At 63.7% G+C, this 19,319-nt stretch carries 17 protein-coding genes; 9 read left to right on the top strand and 8 right to left on the bottom strand.

From position 1 onward, the window contains the following. Nucleotides 1-2: 2 nt before the first annotated feature. Genes AAHB17_RS13880 through AAHB17_RS13865 form a run of 4 tightly spaced genes read right to left on the bottom strand, consistent with a single transcriptional unit; the run spans nucleotide 3 to nucleotide 4,840 of the window. Nucleotides 3-1,004 carry a Bug family tripartite tricarboxylate transporter substrate binding protein gene (locus tag AAHB17_RS13880; protein WP_342131216.1) on the bottom strand — a complete coding sequence of 334 codons (1,002 nt, stop codon included), beginning with the start codon at nucleotides 1,002-1,004 and terminating at the stop codon, nucleotides 3-5. Then, nucleotides 1,001-2,002, bottom strand: coding sequence for an alpha/beta hydrolase (locus AAHB17_RS13875; RefSeq protein WP_342131215.1), 1,002 nt, complete (start codon nucleotides 2,000-2,002; stop codon nucleotides 1,001-1,003). Before AAHB17_RS13875 ends, AAHB17_RS13880 begins: the two co-directional genes overlap by 4 nt. After that, complete coding sequence (locus tag AAHB17_RS13870; RefSeq protein WP_342131214.1) at nucleotides 1,999-3,336, bottom strand: amidohydrolase family protein; 1,338 nt, start codon at nucleotides 3,334-3,336, stop codon at nucleotides 1,999-2,001. The genes AAHB17_RS13875 and AAHB17_RS13870 overlap by 4 nt, the downstream gene beginning before the upstream one ends. Before the next feature lie 4 nt (nucleotides 3,337-3,340). Then, nucleotides 3,341-4,840 (bottom strand): FAD-dependent monooxygenase, encoded by a 1,500-nt coding sequence (locus tag AAHB17_RS13865; RefSeq protein ID WP_342131213.1) that lies wholly within the window; start codon nucleotides 4,838-4,840, stop codon nucleotides 3,341-3,343. Between the two features lie 129 nt (nucleotides 4,841-4,969). Here AAHB17_RS13865 and AAHB17_RS13860 point away from each other — a divergent pair, with 129 nt between their 5' ends. Continuing rightward, a complete protein-coding gene (locus AAHB17_RS13860; RefSeq protein WP_342131212.1) occupies nucleotides 4,970-5,935 on the top strand; it encodes a LysR family transcriptional regulator in 966 nt (321 codons plus the stop codon). Nucleotides 5,936-5,962: 27 nt separating this feature from the next. On the opposite strand, the gene AAHB17_RS13855 is transcribed toward AAHB17_RS13860, so the two are convergent. Then, a complete protein-coding gene (locus AAHB17_RS13855; protein ID WP_342131211.1) occupies nucleotides 5,963-6,565 on the bottom strand; it encodes a sensor histidine kinase in 603 nt (200 codons plus the stop codon). Nucleotides 6,566-6,579: 14 nt separating this feature from the next. Continuing rightward, a complete protein-coding gene (locus tag AAHB17_RS13850) occupies nucleotides 6,580-8,214 on the bottom strand; it encodes a response regulator (protein ID WP_342131210.1) in 1,635 nt (544 codons plus the stop codon). A 391-nt stretch (nucleotides 8,215-8,605) separates the two neighbouring features. Between AAHB17_RS13850 and AAHB17_RS13845 the strand changes: the two genes are divergently transcribed. Both AAHB17_RS13845 and AAHB17_RS13840 read left to right on the top strand, forming a co-directional pair. Then, entirely contained in the window at nucleotides 8,606-9,805 is a 1,200-nt protein-coding gene (locus AAHB17_RS13845; RefSeq protein WP_342131209.1) for an FAD-dependent oxidoreductase, read from the top strand. Nucleotides 9,806-9,830: 25 nt separating this feature from the next. After that, nucleotides 9,831-10,571, top strand: coding sequence for a maleate cis-trans isomerase family protein (locus AAHB17_RS13840; protein ID WP_342131208.1), 741 nt, complete (start codon nucleotides 9,831-9,833; stop codon nucleotides 10,569-10,571). An 80-nt stretch (nucleotides 10,572-10,651) separates the two neighbouring features. On the opposite strand, the gene AAHB17_RS13835 is transcribed toward AAHB17_RS13840, so the two are convergent. Further along, nucleotides 10,652-11,623, bottom strand: coding sequence for a Bug family tripartite tricarboxylate transporter substrate binding protein (locus AAHB17_RS13835; RefSeq protein ID WP_342131207.1), 972 nt, complete (start codon nucleotides 11,621-11,623; stop codon nucleotides 10,652-10,654). 203 nt (nucleotides 11,624-11,826) lie between these two features. Then, nucleotides 11,827-12,627 carry a helix-turn-helix domain-containing protein gene (locus tag AAHB17_RS13830; protein WP_342131206.1) on the bottom strand — a complete coding sequence of 267 codons (801 nt, stop codon included), beginning with the start codon at nucleotides 12,625-12,627 and terminating at the stop codon, nucleotides 11,827-11,829. A gap of 86 nt (nucleotides 12,628-12,713) precedes the next feature. Here AAHB17_RS13830 and AAHB17_RS13825 point away from each other — a divergent pair, with 86 nt between their 5' ends. From AAHB17_RS13825 to panD, 6 genes are all read left to right on the top strand, one after another. Continuing rightward, entirely contained in the window at nucleotides 12,714-13,619 is a 906-nt protein-coding gene (locus AAHB17_RS13825) for an MBL fold metallo-hydrolase (protein WP_342131205.1), read from the top strand. Beyond that, nucleotides 13,616-14,602 (top strand): Bug family tripartite tricarboxylate transporter substrate binding protein, encoded by a 987-nt coding sequence (locus AAHB17_RS13820; RefSeq protein ID WP_342131204.1) that lies wholly within the window; start codon nucleotides 13,616-13,618, stop codon nucleotides 14,600-14,602. Before AAHB17_RS13825 ends, AAHB17_RS13820 begins: the two co-directional genes overlap by 4 nt. After that, nucleotides 14,599-15,375, top strand: coding sequence for an alpha/beta fold hydrolase (locus tag AAHB17_RS13815; RefSeq protein ID WP_342131203.1), 777 nt, complete (start codon nucleotides 14,599-14,601; stop codon nucleotides 15,373-15,375). The genes AAHB17_RS13820 and AAHB17_RS13815 overlap by 4 nt, the downstream gene beginning before the upstream one ends. Before the next feature lie 186 nt (nucleotides 15,376-15,561). After that, complete coding sequence (locus AAHB17_RS13810) at nucleotides 15,562-16,998, top strand: GGDEF domain-containing protein (RefSeq protein WP_342131202.1); 1,437 nt, start codon at nucleotides 15,562-15,564, stop codon at nucleotides 16,996-16,998. A gap of 107 nt (nucleotides 16,999-17,105) precedes the next feature. After that, nucleotides 17,106-18,311 (top strand): GGDEF domain-containing protein, encoded by a 1,206-nt coding sequence (locus AAHB17_RS13805; RefSeq protein WP_342131201.1) that lies wholly within the window; start codon nucleotides 17,106-17,108, stop codon nucleotides 18,309-18,311. 547 nt (nucleotides 18,312-18,858) lie between these two features. After that, nucleotides 18,859-19,242 (top strand): aspartate 1-decarboxylase, encoded by a 384-nt coding sequence (panD, locus tag AAHB17_RS13800; RefSeq protein ID WP_342131200.1) that lies wholly within the window; start codon nucleotides 18,859-18,861, stop codon nucleotides 19,240-19,242. The last annotated feature ends 77 nt before the right edge of the window (nucleotides 19,243-19,319 follow it).

Genomic DNA, 19,319 nt, shown 5'->3' with positions numbered 1-19,319 from the left:
GGTCATTCCGGCTTGATGCCGACGTCGCGCATCACTTGGGTGAAGGCCTGGATCTGCACGGCGAGTTCCTTCTGGTGTTCGGCGGTGCCGCTGCCGATGGGCTCGAAACCTTTTTCGCTCAGGGCCTTGAAGACACCGGGCTCGTTCAGGGCATTGCGCAACAGGGTATTGAGGCGTTCGGCCACGGGCTTGGGCGTGCCGGCCGGTGCGTAAGCGGCAAACCAGGGCCGCAGGTTGAGCACCGGATCGTTGTAGCCCAGCTCCTTGAAGGTGGGCACGTTGGGCATCAAGGCCAGGCGCTTCTCGCCATTGACGGCGTAGGCCTTCAGGCTGCCCTTTTCCGTCTGCGCCTTGGCCACCAGCACACTGGCCATGGCCGAGTTGAGGTTGTTCCCCAGCAGATCCTGCAGCACGGGCGTCTCGCCCTTGTACGGGATGGCATTGACCTGAATCTTCGCGCTCCGCCCAAGGCTGGCGCTGGCCAGGTGCGAATAGGTGCCGTGGCCCCAGGTGCCGAAGCTGACGCCGTTCTTTTCCGCCCGAGCGTAGGCGATGAACTCACCAAGCGTGTTGGCCGGCACGTTGCCCGGGCTCACCAGGATGGCGGCCGCCGCGGCCAGCATGCCCAGTGGCTGGAAGTCGCGGATGGGGTCGTACGGCAGGGTTTTGAACAGGCCGACGTTGTTGACGTGGGAGTCCATGTTGGTGATGAGCACGGTGTACCCGTCCGCGGGCGCCGTCTTCACGTTTTCCGCCGCAATGATGCCCGATGCGCCTGGCTTGTTGTCCACGATCACCTGGGCCTTGGTCTGGCGGGTGATCTCCGAACCCAGGGTGCGCGCGACGTAGTCCAGCGCGCCGCCGGCGGCAAAGGGCACGACAAAACGGATGGGCTTGGATGGGAAGTCCGACTGGGCGAGGGCTGGTAGGGCCGTGCACGCCAAGCTGGCGGCGAGTGCGCCGAGGGTTCGCCTGCGGCTGATGTGGAAGCGGGGTGTGTTCATGTGTGTCTCCTGGATTTGTCCGAACAGCGGGGGGTGTGAATCAAGGTCGAGAACGTCTGGCAAATCGCATCGTTGGCCAAGCCGGCCGCACGGGACAGCTCGAAGAAGCCAAAGAAGGGGTGGAACATGTCGTCGAAGCGCAGCAGCGTCACGGGTACGTCCGCCGCTTCCAGTCTTCGTGCATAGGCCAGGCCCTCCTGATGCAGCGGGTCGTGGCCCGCCAGCGCGATGACCGTGGGGGGCAGGCCCCGCAGCCGAGGCGCATGCAGGGGCGATGGTGGGCACGCCGCCGCGGCCTCGGTGGCGTCGCCCATGTAGAGCCGTGCGATGTCGCGCAGGTCGGCGGGCGTGAGCATGGGGTAGTCGCGGCCGTTCGCTTCGATGCGCGCCGTGTCGCGGGCCATGTCCACCCCCGGCACGACCAGCAGCTGGGCGGCCAGGTGCATGCCCTGCTCGTGCAAGGCCAGCACGGTGCATGCCGCCAGGTTGCCGCCCGCGCTTTCGCCGGCGATGGCGATGCGATGCGCATCGCCGCCCAGCGCGGCGACGTTGCGGATGGCCCAATGGGTGGCGACCAGGGCATCGTCGTGGGCCGCGGGGAAGGGGTGTTCCGGTGCCAGCCGGTAGTCGACCGAGACCAGCACCGCCGCGAGATCGCGGCACAGCTTGCGTGCGATGTCGTCCATCAGCTCCACACTGCCCAGCACGAAGCCACCGCCATGGAAAAACAACACAGTGGGCAGGGTGCCCTGAGTGTGGTGGGGACGGTAGATCCGCACAGGCACGCGTTGGCCCCCGTGTTCGGCGATGGCGTCTTCCACCGAGGCCACGGCAATCAATGGAAACCGCTCCCGCGCGTGGCCGACCGCGCGTGCCATGCGGGCCCGCGCCTCGGTCGCCGTGCCCGAGAAGGGGGGCGGCGCGTGGTTCGCGCGCATGGCGGCCACCACGGCGGCGAGCTGCGGGTCCAGTGGACAGTTCATCGGCGCGCCGCTCATGGCAACTCCAACACGTAGGCCTGCGATGCCATGGCCTGGCTCCGGAGACGATCGATATCGAGGTTCACCATCGCCCCTCCGCGCTTGACGGCCTTCCCTGCCACGAAGACGGTGTCCACATTGCCCGGATGGGCCGCCAGCACCACCGCGCCAACGGCGTCCGACACGGGCGTGAGGTTCAGGTCCTGGGTGCGCAGCATCACGATGTCCGCCTGTTTGCCCGGTGTCAGCGAGCCCACCTTGTGCGCCAGACCCGTGGCGCGGGCACCGGCCAGCGTAGCGAATTCCAACACGTCGCGCATGGACAGGGTGGCCGGTGCATTCTTGACGTGGGAATGGCCGCCCCCCATCCAGGACCGGTAATAGGCAAACGCGTGGCGCATCTGGGTGAACATGTCTCCGGCGCATTTCGTCTCGGTGTCGCCGCTGAGGCTGGGCCGGATGCCCGCCGCGAGCAGGCGGTCAAACGGGATGTCGCCGATGCCCTGCGCGTTCAGTTCGCAGTGCACGCCCAGCGAGGCGCTGACACCGGCGTCGGCCATCATGGCGATTTCGTCGGTGCCGCAGTGGCAGCAGTGGACAAAGGTCAGGTCTTCACCCAACACGCCGGCTTCCTGCATCTGGGCGATGGCGCGCACCGAGCCGTTGCGGGCATAGGCGCCCATGTGAATGGACGAGCGCAAGCCCAGTTCACGCGCCAGCCGCAGATCCGCCATCCAGACGTCTCGCGTGGCCATTTCGGGGCCACGCGCGGCCATGGCCAAGGTCAGCAGTTGATCGTCAGAAGAAAAATACTGCGTGCGCAGCCGTCGGATGTCTTGAGGGTGTTCCAACTGGCTGTCGAACATCCAGGCCGCGGCGTCCCGCAGCGGCCAGCCATGGGCGAACACGCCCCGGATGCCTGCATCCCGCAGCCCAAGGATGGCGGCGTCGGCGTGTTCCGGGCTGTTTTGCACATGCGACCAATCGAGCATCGTCGTGATGCCGCTGTCCAGGGCGGAGACCGCACCCAGGAGGGTGCCGACGTACACATCATGGGGCCGGTAGGCGGCACCCTTGCGCCCCAACATCTCGGCGAAATAGATCTGGGGGTCGATGTCCGCGTAGCGGTGCCGCACACAGGTCTGCCAGGTGTGGCGGTGGGTGTCGACAAAACCCGGCAGCACGATCAGGTCGCGTGCGTCCATGGTGTGGGCATCCGGGGCGTCGATGTGCGCGTCCACGGCCAGGATGCGTTCGCCAGCGATCAACACGTCGCCTTGGCGCAGATCGCCGATGGCCGGGTCCATGCTCAGGACCCAGCCGCCCTTGAGGAGTTGCATCTGTTCGCTCATGGCGTCACCGTGTGAACCACGGCTGCAGCCGTGCCACGGCCTCGTGCGCGGCGTCGGCCTGGTCGCTGGCCCATGCGACGTAGCCATCGGGGCGCACCAGCAAGCCCTTCACGCCCAGGAGCGCCTGGGGCCGTCGGGCGACCGCGACACGCAGGGTGGTGATGGGCAGCTCCAGCCCATCGAGTTGGTTGAAGGACGTTCCACCGCCGTCGAGGTCGAGCAGCACGAAGCGCCGCTGACGCAGCAACTCAAACACACGCACCGATTGGCCGTCCAGCGTCAGCATGTCAAAGTCCGGCACACGCAGCCCCACCAGCGCGTGGTCGCCAGCCGCTTTCGGGTAGGGGGTGCTCAGGCCGCACAGTTCCAGCACCAGCTTGCGCTGCACATCCGGCAGCGGGATGAGATCCGACGCCATCCGCCGTTTGAGCGCGACACCGGCCGAGTCGAAGTTGAACTGGATCGTGCATTGCGCCAGGACGCTGTCCAGCAGCTCGCGCATCACCGGCAGGCGCTCCGCCTCGTAGGTGTCCAGGCTGGCATCGGTGGCCAGGCCGTTCACCACGTTGGCCAGCTTCCAACCCAGGTTGAAGGCATCCTGCAGGCAGAAATTCATGCCCACGCCGCTGGCCGGGTAGTGGATGCGCGCCGACTCCCCGACCAGGAACACCCGCCGCTCGCGCAACTTGGGCACAGCGCGCATCTGATCGTCGAAGCGGGAGGCCCAGCGGAAGCCTTGGATGCCGTAGTCGGTGCCGTGCACGTCGCGGATGCATTGCAGCGCTTCCTCCAGGGTCACCGGTTCTTCTTTCGGCGCATGCCTGCGATCCCGGTGCACGATGTTGAAGCGGGTCACCCCTTTGCCAAAGGCATAGCCTCGGACCCAGCCCATCTCGTTGTCGACGTTGATGCGCCCGCCCGGCCACGGCGCCTGGAGCTCGGCGTCGATCACGATGCCCCTGAAGCTGCCTGGACGGCCTTCGAACGGCATGTTGAGCTGGGTGCGCACGACGCTGCGCCCGCCGTCCGCGCCCACCAGGTAGCGGGACTTCAGCGTCACACGCTGGCCGGACGCGTCGATCACTTCCAGGGCGACACCTTGCGCGTCCTGGCTGAGGGTCTGCAGCTCCCAGCCCCAGCGGATCTGGGCACCACATTCCAGCGCCCAGTCACGCAGGAGCTCTTCGGTCATGTTCTGCGGCAGGCCGAGTGTGAAGCCGAAGCGTGTTTCCAGGTGCCGCCATTCGATAGGATGAAAGCCCGCCCAGATGTGGGAGGCGCGAAACGGGTAGTCCACGATCTCCCGCGTCTTGCGGATGAAGCGGTCGGCGATGCCACGGGCGTCGAAGAGTTCGAGCACCCTGGGCAGCAGCGTGCCGGCCCGCGACTGCACGCCCGCGGTCCGGCGTTCAATGATCAGGGTTCGAACCCCGGCGGCGGCCAGCTCCGCAGCCATCACCAGGCCCGAAGGGCCCGCGCCCACAACAACAACGTCCCATTCCATGTCTTGTCTCCGATCTGTGCCTGCGCCGGCTGGCGGGCTTTGCTTGAGGCGAATGATCGAATCCCGCGTGACATATGGCAAATTCATTGTTTAAATTCGGTACATTTGCACGGTAAATACCAAAGAGCCATGCGCTTCAACAAACTGGATCTCAACCTGTTGGTCGCTCTCGATGCGTTGCTGTCCACGCGCAGCGTGAGTCGCAGTGCCGAGAAGCTGTTCCTGAGCCAACCGGCCACCAGCCTGGCGCTGGGGCGGCTGCGCGACTATTTCGCGGACGAGCTGCTGGTGCAGGTGGGCAAGACCTATGTGCCGACCCCGCTGGCGCAGGAACTGGTCAAGCCGGTGCGCGATGTGTTGTTGCAGATCCAGACCATCACCCGCATCCAGCCCAGTTTTGACCCGGCATCGTCGTCGCGACGGGTGACGATCGAGTCGTCGGACTACGTCATCAGCGTGCTGTTGTCCGAGGTGGTGCGCCGGGCTGAAACGCTGGCGCCACTGATGCAGTTCGACCTTCGCGCCATCAGCCCCCAGACGCCCGAACACCTCGACAGCGGCGAGGTGGAGCTGCTCATCGCCCCCGAGTTCGCGACCGTGCCCGGCCACCCGTTCGAGCCCTTGTTCGAGGACGGTTTCTCGTGCGTGTTGTCCCGGGATCATCCGCTGGCGGATGGGGTGATGTCGGTGGACCAGTATTTCGCTGCAGCCCACGTGGGCGTGGAGTGGGGCGGTGGCCGCCGGCTGACCTACGACGCCCGGTTGCTGTCGATTTCCCGGCGCGAGCGCCGGCAGGAAGTCATCGCGCCCAACTTCACCCTGGTGCCGGAACTGCTGTCGGGGACCCAGCGGGTGGCCACCCTGCCCACCCGTCTGGCGCGGCAGATGGCGCAGCGCCACGCCTTGTGTGTCGTGGCTTGTCCCGTGGCCATCCCAAGGTTCGTGGAGCGGCTGCAGTGGCACAAGTACCAGGACCGCGACCCGGCAATTCTCTGGATCCGCTCCTTGCTGTTGGAGGTCGCGGGCGGTTTTGCGTCGACCGAGCCCAACAAGCCGGCCTCGCGGACGACGAGGAAGAAGCCCTCGCGGCGTTGACCGGCAAACGGTCGCCCCCCGATGCGGTCAGGGCGGCAACACCAGCTCGAAGCGGCAACCCCCTTCGAGGCGGTTGAACAGACGCACGTCACCCTGCTGGCCAGGGCCGGCGTGTGCCGCCGCCACCATGCGCGCCACTTCCGTGCCCAGGCCGGTGCCCTCGGGTGTTTCGCCCGAACCCAGGCCCGGTCCATCGTCTTCGACAAACAGCACCAGGTGACCGTCACGCAGCTGCGCGCCCAGGCGCACCTCGTCGCGGGCGAATTTGCTGGCGTTGTCCAGCGCCGCGCCGAGGGCCAGACTCACCAGCCGCTCATCCAGCACCCAGAAAGCGGGTGCGGCCGCCAGCGCCACAGTGGTTTTTCCATGTCCTGACTCGGCCGCGACCTCCTGCAGGAAGCCCTTCAACGCGCAGGCCTCGGCCAGGGCCTGGACGCTGCCCTTTTCGTGTCCGTAGAGGGTCAGGAATTCCACCAGGCGGCGGCGCAGCCTGACACATTGCTGGTGCATCTGCTGGAGCTCGACATGGGCTGACGGCGGCTCGGTCAAGGAGCGCTCCAGCGCACTCTCCAGCCAGCCGAGCTCGTTCTTGAGATCGTGGGCGACCGCAGCAAACAGATCTTGGCGCACGCTCGCGGTCTCCCTTATGGCTTGGCCGAGCTCAGGACCCGGCGGAAATAGGCACGTTGCGCCGTCACGCGGTCGCTTCCTGGCAGGAGCTCTTCAAGCTTGTCCAGGAATCCGCTCACCGCACCCACCATCTGGCTGTCCTTGCGTTCCTGGCGCGCGAGCGCGAGCAGATAGACCTGCGCGGCCTCGATCAGGACGCCGGTGTTGTGCGGCATTTCGGTCAAGGCCCGGTCGACCATGTGCTTGGCCTGCATGAAGTCACCCGAGCGACGCAGCTTTTGTGATTCTTCGATGGTCGTGCGCACGGTGCTGGCCACCGCGTCCACGATGGCGTCGGTCTGGGCTTCATTTCCTGTGTCCTTGAGCACCTTGCGGGCGAAGTTCAGCATCTTGGCGTTTTCGTGGTCGCCCTTGACCACCTCTTTCAGCACGTCGAGGCCGCTGCTGTCCCCCACCGCCAGCAGGCCCTTGGCCATCAGCATGGTATTGAGGCTGGTGGTCGGGCTGAAGGCCCGTGTCTTGGCGCTTGCTGCCGCCTGTTTGGCCGATGCCATGTCGCCGGTGGCGCTGTAGGCCTGGGCTTGCAGCGAGAAGGCCACACCTTCCATCGCGGCGTCCTGGCCCAGCATCTTCATGTTGTCCTGAACCAGCTTCAAGGCTTCCTTGTGGTCGCCCAGGTCGACGGCCGATTGGGCGAGCATCAAGACGTCGGACCCGCGGGCGACAAAGGTGCCCTTGGTGGCCTTCATCACGGTCTCGTAGTGGCGGCGGGCGGTGGTCACGTCCCCGGCGCGGTAGGCCGCGTCGGCCAGCGCGCGCGAACGGCGTGGGCTGGGCAACTCGTCGATGGATCGCTGCAGGACCGCCATCGCTTCCGCATCGTTGCCCTCTTCTTCCGCCATCGCTGCCAGCATTTCATACGCCGAGGTGTAGAGGCTGTTGCGCGCCACCAGCTCCTTGAGCACGAGGCGGGCGTCGTCCGTGCGCCTGAGCCCCTTGAGTGCGCGGGCCTTGCCGTATTGCGCCCAGTCCAACTTGGCGCTGATGGCAATGGCTTGTTCGAAGGTCACCAATGCGTCGTCAAATGCCGCCAGCTCCAGTTGGCTGCCGCCTTTCATCTGCATGGCGGGCAGCGTGTATTCGGGGTGTGCCGCCATCACCTGGCCTGCCGCCGCGACGGCACCGTTGTGATCGCCAGCGCGCTGCCGGGACGTGATGGCCGACAGGGCCATCTGGCGCTCAATGAGCCGTTGCAGCCGTTCCTCCAGCGCCTTGGTTGTGATGGGCTTGACCAGGTAGGCATCGGGCTTCTGCTCGACGGTCGCGGCGATGTCCTTGTAGTTGTTGTTGCCCGACACCATGACAAAGATGGTGTTGGGTCCCATCACGCCCAGGGTGCGGATGTGTTCCAGCAACTGCTGTCCATTGCTCACGATGCCCCGCGCATTGGTGTCCAGGTTGTAGTCGCACAGCACCAGGTCGTAGCTGCGGCGCGTGATCTGGTTCAAGGCCTCCTGTGCGGTCCCGGCCTGATCGATCCGGTCGATGCCCAATTGGGCGAGATGCCACCGCAGCTGCTGCCGCTGGATGGCGTGGTCGTCCACGAGGAGCGCCGTCAGCCGGGAATAGGTGTCTCTGGTGATGGTCATGCTGCAAAACAGGTGGGGCTATCCGGGAATGGCCGTCTCAACGCCAACGCTTGTGCGCAAGCCGTCTGGGGATGGCTGCGGAAGGCCGGCGTCTGGACGGCCTCCTGGCTGGCGAAGGCCGATCGTGAACCCAGCCTCAATCTTTGCATTGTTTTGGCATGGTCATTCGCCAATGAACCGTGTTTTTTCGCGCCTGGGTGGGTCGGGTGCCCCAACGTTCCCGGTTGACCGGTTCCGAGGGGCCTGGTTGACGGACAAGTTCTCTGTGGATTTCAGATGGTCGCATGGTGCCATACCGTTTGGCATATACCGGCTCCGGGCCGTGCTTGAAGCCAGCGGTCCGCTGGGACATCATGGGGTCTTTCCCAGACTCCGTACGCTTTCACCACCCATGACAACACCCCACGTACTCATTGCGGGCGCCGGCCCGGTTGGCCTGGTCAGCGCCTTGGCCCTGGCGCGCGCCGGTATCGCGGTCACCGTGCTTGAACGCAACGCGGGCCTTGCCGAAGACCTGCGCGCATCCACCTTCCATCCGCCCACGCTGGACATGCTGGAGCAGTTCGAGGGCCTGACGCAGCAGTTGATCGCGCAAGGCCTCGTGGCGCGCCACACCCAGCAGCGCGACCGCCAGACGGGGCTGGTGGCCGAGTTCGACATGGATGTCCTGCGCAACGACACCCGCCACCCCTATCGCCTCCAGTGCGAACAGTGGAAACTGTCGCGCCTGCTCCTCGAAAGGCTGCTGGCGCTGCCCCATGCCGAGGTGTTGTTCGGCAGCACCGTGGACCAGGTGACCCAGACGGCCGACGCGGTGAGCGTGCGCGTGCAGGCGCAGGGCGAGGTCAAGACGCTGCGTGGCGACTACTTGGTGGGTGCCGACGGTGCCTGGAGCGCGGTGCGCCAGCACAGCGGCATCGCCTTCGATGGCTTCACCTACCCCGAGCGTTTCCTGGTCGTTTCGACCGATTTCGAGTTTGCCGACCACTTGCCCCGCCTGTCGTATGTGAACTACGTGTCGGACCCCGACGAGTGGTGTGTGCTGCTGCGGGTGCCCACGCTGTGGCGCGTGCTGTTTCCGACCCGTCCCGAGGAGACCGATGAGTCGGTGATGACCGATACTTCGATCGAACAGCGCTTGCAGCAGCTGCAACCTCGGCATCAGCCCTACAAGGTGGTGCACCGCACGCTCTACAAAGTACACCAACGCATCGCGCAGCGCTTTCGCCACGGGCGGGTGCTGCTGGCGGGCGACGCCGCGCACATCAACAACCCATTGGGCGGCATGGGCATGAACGGCGGCGTACAAGACGCTTTCAATCTCTGCGAAAAGCTGATCCAGGTGATTCAACTCGGCGCCAACGATGCTCTGCTGGACCGTTACGAACGCCAGCGCCGCACGGTGGCCATCGAATACGTGAACGCCGACACGCAGCGCAACAAGAAGCTGATCGAGGAACGCGATCCGATCGTGCGGGGTCGGACCCACGACGAGTTGCGCGCCATTGCCGCCGATCCCAAGGCCATGCGTGCCTACCTGCACAAGACCTCGATGTTCGACGCCCTGGCCCGGGCAGCCAGCATCGAGTGACATCCAAATCAGGAGTTTGACCACCATGGACCACCTTGGTTACCGCATGAAGTTCGGGGCGCTCGGCCCGTCGACGAACACTGTTGTGCAACCCGATTTCGACGATATGCGCCCCGTGGGCGTGACCAACCATTACAGCCGCATCGTCATCCCCGACATGGCGGTCAATTCCGACGCCGACTTTCTGCGCCTGGTCGGCGCGATCAAGGACAACACCCTGGCGGCGGCGAATGTGCTCAAGAGCTGCGAGGTGCAGTACCTGGTGATGGGCATGTCGGCCACCACGTTCTGGAACGGCCGATCGGGTGCCGAGGCTTACCGCAAGATGATGGAGGATCGGTCTGGTGTGGGCGTGTCCTGTGGTTCGTTCGCCACCGAGGCCGCGCTCAACCAATACCGGGTCAAGCGCATTGCCTTCCTGTCACCCTATTTCCCGGTGGCCAATGCCCAGGTGCGCCGCTTCTACGAAGACTGCGGCTTCACCGTCGTGCGCGATGTGTGCCTTCAGCGCCCCAGCCCGGTGCAGATCGCGCACACCACCGACGCCCAGGCACGTGCGGCCCTGCGGCAGCTCGACGGTGATGATGTTGATGCCATCGTGCAGGTGGGCACGAACATGTCCATGGTGCGCATGGCGGCCGCGGCTGAGCTGTTTCTGGACAAGCCGGTCATCGCCATCAACACGGCGACCTACTGGCACGCCCTGCGCGCCGTGGGCATCACCGACAAGTTGCAGGGGTTTGGCACGCTGTTGAGTCACCACTGAACTGCGATCGGGTGAAACTCAGGCCAAAGCCCGCCACCGCCGAGGTGGCGGGCCTGGTTGGTGGTGCTGTTGCCCGAGCCCTATTGCGCCTTCGCGCCCGACACGCGGATCACCTCGCCCAGCCGCTCTGTGTCTTTTTTCATGCGGGCATCGAACTGAGCGCTGCTGCCGCCGAGCACATCACCGCCCGCAGCTTTCACGACGTCGACAAAGGACGGGTCTTTCAGGACGTTGCCGATCTCGGTGTTGAGTCGCGCCACGATGTCGGGGGGTGTCTTGGCTGGGACCAGGATGCCGAACCAGCCCGACAGTTCGTAGTCGGGCATGCCCAGGGCCTCGGCCACCGTCGGTACGTCGGGCAACAGGGGCGAGCGCCGGGCACCGGTCACCGCCAGGGGTTTCAGTCGATTGGCCTTGACGAATTGCAGGCCCACGGGCAGGTTGACGAAGCCCACCTGCAGCACGCCACTGAGGTGGTCGTTGGTGGCCTGAGCGTTCCCCTGGTAGGGAATGTGGGTGAACTTGGCCCCTGATTTCACGGCCAGCAATTCGGCGGACAGGTGGCCCGAGCTGCCGGCGCCAGGTGTGCCGTAGTTGAGCTTGCCTGGCTCGGCCTTGGCCATCGCCACCAGTTCCTTGAGCGAATTGGCCGGCAGACTGGGGTGGGCCGTGATCACGTTGGCGATCTCGGCCACTTCGATGACCGGTATCAGGTCGCGTGCGGTGTTGTAAGGCAGGTTGGCGTAGAGCGCGTTGTTCGTGACCAGGGGCAAGCCATTGATGAGCATGGTGTAACCATCGGGCGCGGCCTTGGCCACGTGGTCGTTGCCGATGTTGGTGCCGGCCCCTGGCTTTTGCTCCACGATGACGGGCTGCCCCAACGCCACCTGCAAGCGTTGTGCAATCGCCCGCGCGAACACGTCGCCGCTGCCTGCGGTGGCCGGGACGACGATGCGCAGCGGCCTGGACGGATAGGCCTGTGCCAGCGCACCGACCGACAAGGACATGCCGGCCAGCGTGGTGGCGAGCGCCAAGACAGAACGACGATGCATAAGCACTCCAGCAGAGGGCGCACGGATGGCGCGTGAACACAAAGTTTGGTCAGCCGCAGCACATGCATGCGGCCTGCCATGAGTTCATTGTGTCGCGCCGATCCATACCGGCAAAATGATATTAATTTCTCATGCCATCACCTTGAGGTAATGGCTGTGCAGGAGACGCACAACCCAGATCGGGTGTCCAGTCCCCCGTTGGTTCAGCCCGTCTCCAAGCTCTTGCCCAGCAAAGCGGCATGCCTCACCAGGTGTGTGAGGCACCGTTGCAGAATGTCTGCCTTTGACGCCGCTTCGACGGACCACACGCAGCTGATGCACGCCATTGCAACACCGTCAACCAAGATGGGCACCGCGATCGCCGACAGCTGCTTGCCGTGGTCGGCGTCCGGGCCGGGATACAGGCCGTCGCGGCTGCCATAGCCTCGGGCGCGGGTGCTCTCCAGCTCGGCCAGGATCGCGTCGCGCTTGCGCGCCTTGGCTCCGTCACGTCCAAGCAACTGTTGCAGCAGGTTCTGGCGCACGTCGACACGGCTGAACGCGAGGTAGGCGCGTCCCATCGCGGAGCCGATCATCTCCACCTCCGCGCCAATGACCGTGCGCCGCCAATGTGGACCATAGGCTGCGCGGTTGCTGTCGATCACCCTCATTTTCAGGCCCTGGCATACCGCGACATCCGACGGCCATGGAATGGCCTGCGCCAGGGTGTCCAGTGTCTTGGGCAAGAGGTCCGCCAGCGCTACCCGCGCGGGTTTGTGCTGCTTCGATCGCCTCTCTGTGGCAACAGGCAGGTAAGCGCCGTCGCCGACGCGGCGCTGGATCCTGCCACTTTCCTGCAGGGTGCGCAGGATCCGCAGCAAGGACGCCTTGGGAATGCCGCTGCGTGTGTGCAGCTCTCCCAGCTGGAGACCCTCACCCTGGCTGATCAACGCCAGAACGTCCAGGCCACGCTTGAGGCTCTCGATCGACTTGACCTTTGCAACGTCCATGACGGTATTAAACATGGTTTCACTGTGTGAAACTTTAGCTTGCCTGACCGATGGGTGGAGCCGTACCGTTGCGTCCACTTCCACCCACCCGAGAGGCATCTATGAACATCGATCAAGTCCGCGTCACCATGTTGGGCACCGGCGCCGCATTGGCTGATCCCGACCGAGGGCATTCCTCCATCCTGGTCAGTGCCAGAGATCAGCATTACCTGCTGGACATCGGCCATGGCGCCACGCGCCAGATGGTGCGCGCCAACGTGGACCCGGCCACCGTCAATCACGTTTTCATCAGCCACCTGCACTTCGATCACATGGAGGATTCGGCCTATTTTTTGATCGCGTCGTGGATGGCCAATCGCACCACCAAACCCAAGATATACGGGCCACCGGGCACCAAGGATTTCATTGATCACCTGCTGGAGAACGGCGCGTTCAAGCTCGACATCGCCGCCCGTGCTCGCTACAAACAGCGTGCTGAGACCATGGAGATGATCCGCCCCGAGGTGATCGAGTTTGGCCCCGGTCTGATCTTCGACGATGGCGTCGTGAAGGTGTGGGCTGACTACGTTGACCACATTGAAGCAGACATCCTGCACTGTTTCGGTTTTCGCGTGGAGGCGCTGGGCAAGTCGCTGGCGTTCTCGGGCGACACCAAGCCGTGCGACACCATGCGGCGGTTTTCCAAGAACTGCGATCTGTTGATACACGAATGCACCTTCCCCGAAGAGGCGCTGGCCTTCCGTGCGAAGACCCAGATCGGCACCAATGACCACACCAGCCCGTTGGAGCTGGGCCGGCTGGCGGCCGAAAGCGGCGCCAAACAAGTTGTTGCCACCCATTTCGGACATTTCGACACCACCAACCCCGTGCTCAAGGGTTACCTGAAGAACCACATGCCGATCGAGTTGGTGGGACCGGATTTCATGGAGAGCGTGGTCAAGGACATCCGCCAGAACTATGAGGGGCCGCTGCGCTTGGCGCACGATCTCATGCGGATCGATCTATGAAAGGACACGCCATGTTGAACAAACGGTTCGTATCCCTGCTGATGGCTCTGTCGGCGTGTATGGCGCCTGCGGCCGCGCTGGCGCAATGGCCTGACAAACCGATCAAGATCGTGGTGGCCTACCCCGCGGGCAGCACGGGCGACAACGTGCTGCGGCTGATGAGCGACGGCTTGCGTGCTCGCCTGGGCCAGCCGGTGGTGATCGAGAACCGATCCGGTGCCGGCGGCAACATTGCCGCCAGCCAGGTGACGCAGGCCAAGCCCGATGGCTACACCCTGTTGCTGGGTGCGGCCAACAACTTCGCCGCCAACCAGTTCCTCTACAAGGATCTCGGGTTTGATCCCCTGCTCGCGTTCGAGCCCGTGATCGCCTTGGTGGATGTGCCGGCGGTGTTGTTCATCAACGCCCAGCTGGTCGCCAAGAACTACGAGGAGTTCACGGCGGCGGCCAAGGCCAGCGGTGGCAGGATGGCCTATGGTTCTCCGGGAACCGGCACCCCGCCCCACCTGGCGGCCGAGCTGATCAATCAGGCGGCGGGCTGGGGCTTGTTGCATGTGCCCTACCGCGGCTCGCCATCGACCGTCGCGGCCTTGCTTGCCAACGAGATTCAGCTGATTCTCGCTGGCGCGGGTGTCGGTTTGCAGCACGTCAAGGCCGGCAAGCTTCGGGCCATCGCCGTGGGGTCATCGGACCGTTTGAGCGAATTTCCGCAGGTGCCGACACTCAGGGAGTTGGGGTTGGGCCAGATCAAGGCCAGCACGTGGTGGGGTGTCGCCGCACCGAAGGGAACACCACGGGAGGTCGTGGAGAGACTGCGGCAAGCGTTCGCGGCCATTTTGGCCGACCCCAAGGTGAAAGAGCAGCTCCGGCAATTGGGTTCGTTGCCCGTGGGTGGTGGCACACGCGATCTGGCGGTGCTGATCCAGGAGGACGCGGCCTACTGGGGACCCGTCATCAAGAAGATGGGTGTGCAAGTCGAATGAAGGCCGAACCACCACCGTTGTTCTGTTTTGACGAAGGTCCACGCGGTGCACCGTCCCTGGTCTTCCTGCATGCTCTGGGAACCGACAGCCGCCTGTGGGCTGCTCAAGCCAGCCACTTCTCGGTCGGCCACCGTGTCATCCGCATCGATGCCCCCGGCCACGGGCACAGCCCAATGTGGCCAGCGGGAACCACGACACTCCCGGCCATGGCGCTGGCGGTCTGGAGGGCCCTGGACGGTCTGGGGCTTGGGAGCGTCGCGCTGGTGGGCACATCGATGGGGGCAGTCACAGCGCTGCAGGCCACCGCCATGGCGCCGGACCGCGTGACGCACCTTGTCCTCTGTGGTGCGAGGCTGGTCCGCACGCCGCAGTCCAGCGATGAAATTCTCGAGAGATCGCGTTCGGTGAGACGCGATGGCATGGCGCAAGTTGCCAGCACCATGGTGGCGCGCTGGTTCCCTGCGGGATTGTCGGACGTGGAACGTGCCGCTGCAACATCGGTGCACGAGATGTTGTTGAACACGCCAACGGCCGCCTATGTGGCCTGTGCCGAGGCCATGGGACATTACGACTTATCGGCCCATTTGAAGGCGTTGCAGCATAGGACCTTGCTCTTGACCGGTGAGCTGGATGAAGACATTCCGGAACACTTTCAGCAACTGGCACGGAACTGCCCGGAGGCAGCCTTGGTTTGCATGGCTCAGGTTGGGCATTTTCCCAATGTTCAACGCAGTGCAGCATTCAACACCGCCGTCGCACCTTACTTGCCTTGACATCAGAAGTGGCCGCGCCGGCTGGCGATTCGTGCAAGCGGAATGTGCACGGGTGAAACGTGCTGTGTTCAGAAATATCAGGGATGCGCGGGTCGCTGTTCAATGCGCCAATGACTCTTTGGCAAACCCCTAGCCTAGGCGTAGACTGGGTCGCCATTGCTTGGAGGCGCGTCTCGCTGGCGAACCATGAAGACGACCAAAGCGCACAAGTCGCTGGGGGATTTCTCCAATGAGCCAGCGGGGCGTCGTGAGATTCACTTTGCCCGCGCCACCGTGTTGGTGTCGGCGGTTTTCTTTCTGGTTGCCCTGCCCAACGCTCGGACGCCGCTTGCACCGTTTTCCGCCTTCATCCCCATCTATGTCACAGCACTGGTGATCTGTGATCTGATCACCGCCGTGCTGCTGTTTGGGCAGTTTCGGGCATTGAGATCCCTCGGGCTTCTGGTGCTTGCGGGGGCCTATCTTTTCACGGCAGCGATCACGTCAGCCTATGCATTGATCTTCCCTGGCCTTTTCGCGCCTGCGGGGCTCCTGGGCTCTGGTCCTCAGACGTCGTCGGCCATGTACATGTTCTGGCACGCCGGTTTTCCGATGCTCGTCATGGCCTACGCCATGCTCACGGACCTGCCCCCCGGCGTGTCTGCGACCCGAGCCATCAAGCTGGGCCTTTCGCGCTACGCCATCCTGTCCACCATGACGCTTGTCTTGTTGGCCGTGGTGGGTTGGACTGCATTTGCCACCGTGGGGCACGATTTCCTGCCAGCGATGCTGGACGGGCATCGCACGACACGCACCGGCAAGCTGCTGTTGGCCGGCATTTGGTTGTTGAGCCTGGCGGCACTGTGGATGCTGTGGCGCAAGCGACCGCACAGCGTGCTGGACGTCTGGCTGCAGGTGGTGATGTGCGTGTGGTTGTTCGACCTCGCACTCGCCGCGGTGCTGAACACCGGGCGCTACGACCTCGGTTGGTATATGGGGCGGATCTACGGCTTGCTGGCTGCGTGTTTTCTCTTGATCGTGTTGCTCAGCGAAAACGCACGTCACTATGCTCGGCTGATCGACATTTCAGCGGAGCTGAAGGCGGCGAACGACACCTTGTGGGCCATTTCCATGCAAGATGGACTCACCGACTTGGCCAATCGTCGCGCTTTTGACCAATACCTGCAAGAACAGTTGGCGGTGGCGACACGGCACAGACGACCGCTGTCACTGGTGTTCATCGATGTTGACCATTTCAAGGACTACAACGACAGGTATGGGCACCAGGCTGGAGACGAATGCCTGCGCCGTATTGCCGATGCCTTGGCCGCTAGCTGCCAGAGGCCTGCCGATTTGGTGGCTCGCTATGGTGGCGAGGAGTTCGCCATCGTCCTGCCGGACACCGATGGCGTGGGTGCAAGGCACATGGCCGAGGCGGCCCGCTTGGCGGTGACGCGGTTGTTGATTCCCCATCAGACGGGGTCGACCGGTGGTCATGTCAGCATCAGCAGCGGTGCCGCGGTGCTTCAACCGGGTGAGGGATTGGGGGCCGAGCAGCTGATCAAGGCCGCGGACACGGCGCTGTACAGGGCCAAGAACAGCGGCCGCAACGCCGTGGTCTTCGGCATCGTATCCTCAGCCTAGGACTGTGGGCGGGGCGGGTTCTTGCCAGGGATTGCGCATGTCTGTGCGCGCGGATGGAGGCTGCGCTACCATAGGTGCACTGCAAAGCCAGCCATGTAGAAGCTCCCATGTTCGCGCACACCCCCACGATGTACCTCATGGTCGTCGCCGTCAGCGTGGCGCTTGCGGTGTCGGTGGCGACGCTGGTGACGTTGAGCGAGAGAAAGCGGGAGGGCTTGTTGCTGTGGGCGGCGGGACTCGGCTTCTACGCGTTGACCTATGTGCTGTTTGGCTTGCGCGGGAGTGTGAGCGACTTCCTGTCGATTGTGATGGCCAACACCGCCTTGTCTGCAGCGTTGGCATTGGTGACGCAAGCCATGTTGGTATTTCAGCAACGGGAGATGCCGCAGCCCTTGTTTTGGCTTCCTGTGGCCACGGCAGCCACCATGCTCACCGCTTTTGACAACCCAACGGTTCGTTTGATCACCATGGCGGTCCTGTTGGGCTCACAGTCGACGTTGCTGGTGACGATCGTCGTTCAACGTCTCACTGAAACCGTCGGGCGTGGGAAATACCTGGTGATTGTCGGCATGCTCATCGCGATCGCCATTTTCGTTTCGCGGCTGCTGGGCGTTTTTGTCGGACTGGACCAAAGTGTTGCTGTGAACCATTCCAATCCCATCCAGACAGTGACACACGTGTTGGGCATGGTGGTGCTTATTTTCTTGACGGTGGGCTTTGTGTTCATGACGAAGGAGCGTGCGGATTCGCTCAACGTGCGCCTCGCCATGCGCGATGAGCTCACCCAACTGCACAACCGACGCGCCATTCTTGAAGCACTGAATCAGCAGTTGGCGGTGGCACGGCGCAACCAGGCGCCGTTGAGCGTTCTGATGCTGGATGTGGACCATTTCAAAGGTCTCAACGACAAATTCGGTCATGCGGGTGGTGACCGGGTTTTGCGCGAGATTGCATCTGCCGTTCAGGGCCAGCTGCGTGCGCAAGATCTGGCGGGGCGCCTTGGCGGTGAGGAGTTTTTGATCTTGCTGCCGTATTCCACGGCTGCTGCTGCGGCCCACACCGCAGAACGCCTGCGCCAGGCGGTTCACGAGATCGACTGCCTTCAGCGCTGCAAGCTGCCCACAAGCATCTCTGTGAGCATCGGTGGGGCCCAATTCAAGGCGCTCAAGCACTTGGACGCGGACAGCCTTGTGCATGAAGCCGACCAGGCACTGTACCGCGCCAAGGCGTCAGGACGGAATCGGGTTGTGATGGTGCCGGCCTTGTCTGTGGAGTCCGGGCCCACAGGTTTTTCGACGGACGTGGGGACATGAGGTGTCCAAGAAGTGCACCATGGCTCACAGGAATTCATGTGTCTTCGATGAAACACGAGGTAAGCCGTTGATTCACCAGCACTTTTTTAAGTTGCCCAAAACTTCTGTGGATAACTTTGTTGGTAAGTTTCACGCACCCTTCGCCAAGGCCCATAAATCAACGCTTTGAACAGACTGCCCAAGTTTTCCGCAGCCCAGTCGCTTCAAATGAAATCAATGACTTACGCGTGTATGACAGGTTTTTCTGTGGCGATCTTGGCTGGACAGCGGAGTGACGTGGGGCCACCTCAAAGTGTGCATAGATGACGTGTGTGGTCTTAGATTTCCATGTTTTTTCTGGTAAGGAAGCCGCCAAGGCCTTCCTGTGCGATAGCTGTTTCTCAGCTTACCGGGGACGGCGCGGCGATGAGGTGCGCGCGGGGGGGCTCCCGGTGGGTGTTGGGCACGTCAGCCGAGATTGTTGAAGGCGGCGACGGTGCGAAGCGGTTGTCAGATGAGTGCCTGAGAGAGTCAGGCAAAATCGCCCCAGCCATTTTTGGAGCTCCTCATGTTTCGCACACTGCTCAAGTCGAAGATTCACCGCGTCGCTGTCACCCAGTGCGAGTTGCACTACGAAGGATCGTGCGCGATCGACGAAGACTTGCTGGATGCGGCCAACATCGCCGAAAACGAACAGATTCACATCTGGAACATCAACAACAGTGAGCGCTTCATCACCTACGCCATTCGCGGTGAACGTGGAACCGGCATGATCTCTGTGAACGGCTCGGCGGCCCGACGCGCCTCTGCCGGCGACTTGATCATCATTGCTGCGTTTGCGCAGGTGCATGAAGAACACGTGGCCGCCCATTCGCCGCAACTGGTGTTTGTCGACGCCAACAACCGCCAAACCGAACTGCGGCACCACGTGCCGGTTCAGCTCGGCGAATGACAGCAGCGGGCGGCAAAAACGCCCGGCGGGGTGGTGGGCTTTTTAGCGTGCGGGGGATTTTAAACAAAACCCCCCCC

The sequence above is a fragment of the Hydrogenophaga sp. OTU3427 genome (assembly GCF_038440225.1).
GTDB lineage: Bacteria > Pseudomonadota > Gammaproteobacteria > Burkholderiales > Burkholderiaceae_C > Hydrogenophaga.
Note: the sequence above shows the minus strand (reverse complement) of the source record. Positions and strands in the feature narration are given on the sequence as shown.